Annotated in this window: 1 protein-coding gene; it reads right to left on the reverse strand. The window is 63.2% G+C overall.

Annotation, left to right across the window (positions count from 1 at the left end; all coding sequences use genetic code 11):
* Window positions 1–257: 257 nt before the first annotated feature.
* Entirely contained in the window at window positions 258–2,549 is a 2,292-nt protein-coding gene (locus tag ACVOLZ_RS22200; protein ID WP_481518025.1) for an NADP-dependent malic enzyme, read from the reverse strand.
* Window positions 2,550–2,906: the final 357 nt, after the last annotated feature.

Raw genomic sequence — 2,906 nt, forward strand, 5'->3', positions numbered from 1 at the left:
CGGGGGGCGCCCTCCCCATCCCGCGCCGCCGCCCACCACCGCCAACCCCCACCAAATGCTTTTCGGCGGGGCGCCCCCCGCGAAGCTGACATTCCCGAGGCATCTGGCGATCTTGCCATCTGATGGGGCATCTGCTTCGCGGCTGACGCCGCTCCTACAAAACAAACAGATCCCGCAGAGCGTCTGCAACCTCGCATCCCCCGCAAGAGAAAAGCCGGCACAAGGCCGGCTTTCCTCAGACACGTGCTGGTTGGCAATCAACCCGCGCGGTCGGCTTCCATCTGCTTGCGGATCTGCGCATCGACCGCGGCAATCGCGGTCATGTTCAGCACGCGGCGCGAGCTGGCGCTGCTGGTGAGGATGTGCACCGGCTTGGTCATGCCCATCAGGATTGGACCAATCGCCACGCCGTTGGTGAACACGCGCACCAAGTTGTAGGCGATGTTGGCCGCTTCCAGATTCGGCAACACGAACAGGTTGGCGCGGCCCTTGAGCGTGCTGTTGGGAAGCAGCTTTTCGCGCAGTGCCTCATCCCATGCGGTGTCGCCCTGCATCTCGCCGTCCACGTTCAAGCGCGGGTTGCGCTTGAGCAGCGCTTCGCGCACCTGACGCATTTTCAGCGCGTCCTTGGAATCGTGACTGCCGAAATTCGAATGCGACAGTAGCGCAATCTTCGGTTCGATACCGAACAGCTTCATGCGGAACGCCGCCTGCAGCGTGGATTCGACGATCTGCTCGACGCTGGGATCTTCCTGCACATGCGTGTCGACGAAGAAGAACACGCCCTGGTTGTTGATCACGCCGGTCATCGCCGAGGTCGAGCTGACCTTGGCCTCCAGCGGAATCACGCTGCGCACGTAGCCCAGCTTCTTGTGGAAGCGGCCAACCAGGCCCGACAACATCGCATCGGCCTCACCGCGGGCAACCATCACCGCCGCGATCAGGGTCGGACGCGAGCGCATCAGGTTCTTGGCGGCGGCCACGGTGACGCCCTTGCGGCCGGTCATCTCATGGTAGTACTGCCAGTACTCGTTGAAGCGCGGGTCGTCGTTGATGTTGGTGATCTCGAAATCGACACCGGCACGCATGCGCAGCGCCAGCCGCTCGATGCGGGCTTCGATCACGTCCGGGCGACCGATCAGGATCGGGAAGGCAACACCTTCGTCGATCACGTTCTGCACCGCCTGCAGCACTACTTCTTCTTCGCCCTCGGCGTAAACCACGCGCTGCTTGTCCGAACGCGCACGGTCATAGACCGGCTTCATGAACAGGCTGGTGCGGTAGACGAACTGGGCCAGTTTGTCGCGGTAAGCGCCCATGTCGGCGATCGGGCGGGTAGCAACGCCCGAATCCATCGCGGCCTGGGCCACGGCGGCCGACAGCTCCACCAGCAGGCGGCGATCGAACGGACGCGGGATCACATAGTCGCGGCCGAAGCTGGGCACATCACCGCCATAGGCGGCGCCAAGATCAGAAGCTTCCTTGCGGGCCAGCGCGGCAATCGCGCGCACGCAGGCGACTTTCATTTCTTCGTTGATGCTGGTAGCGCCAACGTCCAGCGCACCACGGAACAGGTACGGGAAGCACAGCGCGTTGTTGACCTGGTTCGGGTAGTCCGAGCGACCGGTGCCCATGATCAGGTCCGAGCGCACCGAATTGGCGTCCTCCGGCAGGATTTCCGGGTAGGGGTTGGCCAGGGCGAAGATCACCGGATCACGCGCCATGCTGGCGACCATGTCCTTGGTGAGGATGCCGCCTGCCGACAGGCCCAGGAAGATGTCCGCGCCATCGACGATCTCGGCCAGCGTGCGCTTGTCGGTATCGCGGGCGTAGCGGGCCTTTTCCGGGTCCAGATCGGTGCGGCCGGTGTGGATCACGCCGTCACGGTCGTAGGCCAGGATGTTTTCCGGCTTCAAACCCAGAGAAACCAGCATGTTGACGCAGGAAATACCCGCAGCGCCCATGCCGGTGGTGGCCAGCTTGACCTCTTCGATCTTCTTGCCCGTGATCACCATGGCGTTGAGGACCGCCGCACCGACGATGATCGCGGTGCCGTGCTGGTCGTCATGAAACACCGGGATGTTCATCCGCTCGCGCAGCTTGCGCTCGACGACGAAGCACTCCGGTGCCTTGATGTCTTCCAGGTTGATGCCGCCGAAAGTCGGCTCCAGCGAGGCGATGATTTCGACCAGCTTGTCCGGGTCGTTCTCGTTGACTTCGATGTCGAACACATCGATGCCGGCGAACTTCTGGAACAGCACACCCTTGCCTTCCATCACCGGCTTGCCGGCCAGCGGGCCGATATTGCCCAGGCCCAGCACCGCGGTGCCATTGGTGATCACGCCGACCAGATTGCCGCGCGCGGTCATCTCGCTGGCCATGGCCGGGTCTTCCATGATCGCTTCACAGGCATGGGCCACACCCGGCGAATACGCCAGCGACAGGTCACGCTGGGTCAACATGGGCTTGGTAGCCACCACCTTGATCTTGCCTGGCGGCGACATCCGGTGATATTCGAGGGCGGCCTGCTTGAAATCTTCGTTGGACATCGAGTTGTGGGCGCTAATGGGCAAGAAGGACGGGAGATGATAACGCCGTTAAGGTAGTTGGACCTGTCGCTACGCTGTCGCAGTCATGCTGCAACCGCACAATTTCGGCTCATCAACGCCAGCGCTTCTGCGCCAGTTTCAGCCCTGAGGATGACAAGCTCGGGACGCCCAAGAATTGAGTCACGAAGCCGCCTGCTCGATGACCGACCCAGCACCAGATCGCACGCAACCGCAACGCGCACCGCCACACCCGTAGAGCCCCGCCCAAGAGGGGGGGGGGGGTTGACGCCCCCCCCCAGACCCGCAAAGGGGGGGCCCAACTGGGGTAATAAAAACGCCGGGGGCCCCACCCGAAGG

Source organism: Stenotrophomonas sp. STEN020 (assembly GCF_056760195.1).

What these genes read in the sequence shown, in the direction of transcription:
- ACVOLZ_RS22200 (WP_481518025.1), bottom strand. Translation starts at nt 2,549, where the DNA reads ATGTCCAACGAAGATTTCAAGCAGGCCGCCCTCGAATATCACCGGATG.